The sequence below is a fragment of the Streptomyces sp. NPDC059900 genome (genome assembly GCF_050270335.1).
GTDB lineage: Bacteria > Actinomycetota > Actinomycetes > Streptomycetales > Streptomycetaceae > Streptomyces.
In genome coordinates, this window is record NZ_JBNNJZ010000670.1 from 1 (window position 1) to 4085 (window position 4085).

A 4085-nucleotide genomic window follows, 5' to 3' on the forward strand; every position below is an offset into this window, starting at 1 on the left:
GCTACCACTGGTACCGGCAGCTGATCGCGGCCCACCGGGACTGACACCGCGCGCATATGCCGACTGCTCTATTTGCGCGCGGAAATGGGGTGCGTGTGCGGGGGCATGATGTGACTGGGCTCGGGCAGGTGGGCACTGCGCGGCAGACCGCCGGGCACGGTCGTGCCCGGCACGCCGTCCACGAGCGCACACTGAAGGAGTACCGGCCTATGACACAAGGGGAACCGGCCACCAAGAACCCGGACAAGGGCTATGTAGCCCTCCTTGGCTGGAGTCTCAATGCGGTGGAAGCCCTGGACCGGTTCGATCGGCGATACGTCGTCGTGGCCCCGGAGTGGGCCGAGGAGTACTGCACCGAGCACGACATCCCGTTTGTTCCCTGGGATTTCGAACGGCTCAACGACCGTTCCATGGAGATCGCCGAAACCCTGCAGAACGAGGGCGTCGACGTCGCCATCCCGCTGTACGAGGAGACGGTGGAATGGGCGGGGGCGATCAACTCCGTCCTGCTGGACAACCCGCGGCTGTACGGCCAGGCCATGCTGCTGCGGGACAAGGCGCTGATGAAGCGCCGCGCGCAACTGGGCGGCATCCGGGTGGGCATCTTCGAGGAGGCCCACGACCGGGACGACGTGATCCGCTTCCTCAAGCGCGTCAACCAGACCCTGCTCAAGCTGGACGGCGACCCGAACGACCCGATCCACCTCAAGGCGTTCGACAAGGCGGGATGCCTCGGCCACCGCGTCATCCGCACCCCGGACGAGATCGACATGATCCCGGACGACGAATTCCCGGTCCTCATGGAGTCCCACCTCGACGGCTGGGAGTTCGCGGTCGAGGCGTGGGTACACAACGGGAAGATCAAATTCCTCAACATCTCCGAATACGTCACTCTGGGCTATTCGGTGTTCGTACCGGCCACCCCGGAACTGGAGCGCTACCGCCCGCAGATCACGGCGCAGATCGAGAAGCTCATCAAGACCTTCGACATCGAGTTCGGCTTCGTGCACCCGGAGTACTTCGTCACCAGCGACGGCGAGATGTACTTCGGCGAGGTCGCCTACCGGCCGCCGGGCTTCAAGGTGTTCGAACTCCTCGAGCGGGCCTACGGCTTCAACGCCTACCAGGGGCTGGTCCTGGCGTTCGACCCGAAGACGACCGAGGAGGAGATCGATGCCTTCTTCCCGCGCGAGGTCGTCGACGCGTCGGGCACCGCGGGCTGCTTCGGCGTCTACCCGCGCCGCCGCGTCGTCAGCGAACTGGAGATCCCCGAGGAGACCGAGGACGACGACTACTACGAGTCGCACGACCTCTCGACGCCGCTGGAGGAGACCGTCACCAAGAGGACCGCGTTCGGCACCCACTGGGGCCTGGTCTACTTTTTCGGTGAAGACCCCTACCGAATGCGCGACCTGCTGAAGAAGCAGGAAGAGCTCGACTTCTACGTCTGACGACCCGTGGACGCAGGAGGCCAACCCGAGGGAAATCCATTGAAACCGACCGTCGACGCCAACGGTGAGGCCACGACGCTCAACAAGCGCCTGGCCTCACTGGAGGACGCCACCCAGGCCATGGCCGAAACCCGCGACTTCGGCAAGCACACGAAGCTGCGGCGGGTCCTGGAAGCCCTGCGGCGGGTGCTCACGCAGCCGGGCGGAGCCGCGGCGATCCAGGCCAGGGCGCAGGCCCTGGAGGAAGCCGGGCTCTTCCTGGGCACGGACTGGGCATCCCCGGAGATCCTTGTCCCCGCCCTGGTCGGCCCCAGCCTGCACAGCGGAAACGCGGACACCGTCGTCATGGAGGCGACCAGCGAGCTGCGGATGCTCGCGGTCGCCCGCGGCGACTACGCGCACCCCACGCTGCCCGCCGAGGACGCCCGCCAGTTCCTCGCCCAGGTCCTGGCAACCAACCTGGAACTGCTGTTCACCCCGCCCAGCGAGGCGGAGCGCACCCAGCAGGGCCGCACCGCACAGCTCATCCGGGACCTGTTCCGCCACCTCGCCGACGAGATCGGCTACGACAGCGTCCTGGACAACCTGGTTGACGAGATCTGGCGCATCCTGCGCCAGCGCCCCATCCAGGTCGAGGCGGTGCAGGCCCTGATCACACGGATCGCCGTCTACCGCGGCGACCCGGACGTCGCCCTGGGCGTGGCGTCCGGCCTCGGCATCGACCGGCTCATCACCAGCCTGTTCGGGACCACCGAAGCCTGCCGGGACGACCCGGGCGTCGACGTCTTCCGCTCCCGGCTCGAGGCGATGGACGCCGGCGGCCTGCAGTACGAGGCGACGGGCTTCGCGCGCGCGATGCACGACACCGGCCTGGTCTCGCCCTACCACGCGGAACTGCTGCGGTTCCTGCTGGACGAGAGCGACTACCTCCTCGGTGAGGCACTCGGTCTGTCCGACACCGGCCGCAACTGCCTGCTGCGCTACAGCGACCTGGTACACCGGCTGATCGAGGTGGCCGTACACCCGCAGACCGCGCAGAGCATCTACGGGCTCGCACTGCTGCTGGACCGCGGCATCCTCTACGAGCCGCCGCTGGTGCCCGCGCTGTGGCGCCAGCTGGCACTCGAACTCTCCCCGGTCGCACGGGAGCGGCTGACCACCGTGTTCGGCGAGGAGCCGGGGCCGCAGGCCCGGCTGGTCGCCGGAGTACTCTCGATGCTGGGCCAGCCGCTGGGCGTCGGACAGGGCGACAACCCCACCTGCCAGTCGGCCCGCGCACTGTCCATGTGGTCCTACAACGACCCGGACTACCTCCTGCAAATGGTGGTCTGGGCGGCCCGCGACGACGAGATCCTCATGCACTTCGAGGGACAGCCCATCTCGTCCAAGGACAGCGCGGGCGGCGTCGCCAGCACCCTGCCGATGGACCTGGACCCCGTATCCCTGCTCCTGGTGCCGCACCTGGACCGGATCTACGCCGAGATGGGGCGGCGCTGCGCCGGGCGGCCGGGGGACCCGCACCGGTGGATCAACCCCGAGTTCCACGGCTGGTGGGCGTGCCGCGGCTTCCACATCAACGTCGACGTGGCGACCGGCAACCTGGTCGACCTCGACGATTTCCTGCGGCAGTTCCACGCCAGCTACCACCCCACCTACAACGGCGAGCAGCCGCTGATCCATCCGCAGCCGGCCGGCGTCGCGGTCACCGACAGCGCGGCCCGCTACGTCGGCTGGCACGCCATCACGATCCTGCGGGCCGCGCCGGACCCCCAGGACGTCATGCGGGTGTACTTCTTCAACCCGAACAACGACAGCGGCCAGGACTGGGGCGACGGCGTCGTCGTCTCCACGGCAGGCAACGGCGAACGGTTCGGCGAGGCCTCCCTGCCCTTCGACCAGTTCGCCTCGCGGCTGTACATCTTCCACGCCGACCCGCTCGAACACGGCGAACCGGAGCGGGTGCCCGCCGAGGACATCACCCGGATCATCGGCTACATCGAGCGCAGCTGGGGCGACGACCGGCTGCCCGCGGGAACGCTGCAGGCCCTCGAAAGGCCCACGATCTTGTGAGCCTGCGGGCCCGCGGTCATCGCGCGGGCCCGCAGCTGTCGAGAACGGCCGTGCGGCTCCGACGTCACCTCAGGAAGGCACCCGAGGAAGGGACGAGACCATGAGCACGGTCGTTTCCGGCATCTCGATGTCGCTGGACGGGTTCGTCACCGGTCCGAACGTCTCCGACGAGCAGCAACTGGGCGACGGCGGCCTGCGGCTGCACCAGTGGCTGTACCAGCCGGACCCGCTCGACACCGGACTGCTGGAAGAGATGCGCGCAGGCCTGGGCTCGGTCCTGATGGGCCGGCTGTCCTACGACCTGGCGGCGGGCGACGGCGGCTGGGGCGACGGCGGGCCCGCCGGGCCGGCGCCCTGCTTCGTGCTCACCCACAGGCCACCCGCCCCGGAAACGGTACGGGCCCCGTCGGTCTTCACGTTCGTCACCAACGGCATCCACAGCGCGGTGGCGGCGGCGAAGGCCGCGGCGGGCGACAAGGCGGTCGGCGTGCACGGCGCGAGCGCGGCCCAGCAGTGCCTGGCGGCAGTAATTCTGTACGAGATCCAGATGATACTGGTGCACAT

3 protein-coding genes are annotated in these 4085 nt (G+C 68.6%); all 3 read left to right on the plus strand.

Annotated features, from left to right (window positions below; genetic code table 11):
* The first annotated feature begins 209 nt into the window (after nucleotides 1–209).
* Complete coding sequence (locus ACQKIP_RS41635; protein ID WP_365864927.1) at nucleotides 210–1451, plus strand: ATP-grasp domain-containing protein; 1242 nt, start codon at nucleotides 210–212, stop codon at nucleotides 1449–1451.
* A gap of 39 nt (nucleotides 1452–1490) precedes the next feature.
* Entirely contained in the window at nucleotides 1491–3521 is a 2031-nt protein-coding gene (locus ACQKIP_RS41640) for a hypothetical protein (RefSeq protein ID WP_365864929.1), read from the plus strand.
* A gap of 100 nt (nucleotides 3522–3621) precedes the next feature.
* A partial coding sequence (locus ACQKIP_RS41645) for a dihydrofolate reductase family protein (protein WP_427745390.1) occupies nucleotides 3622–4085 on the plus strand: 464 nt, incomplete at its 3' end.

What these genes read in the sequence shown, in the direction of transcription:
- ACQKIP_RS41635 (WP_365864927.1), top strand. Translation starts at nt 210, where the DNA reads ATGACACAAGGGGAACCGGCCACCAAGAACCCGGACAAGGGCTATGTA.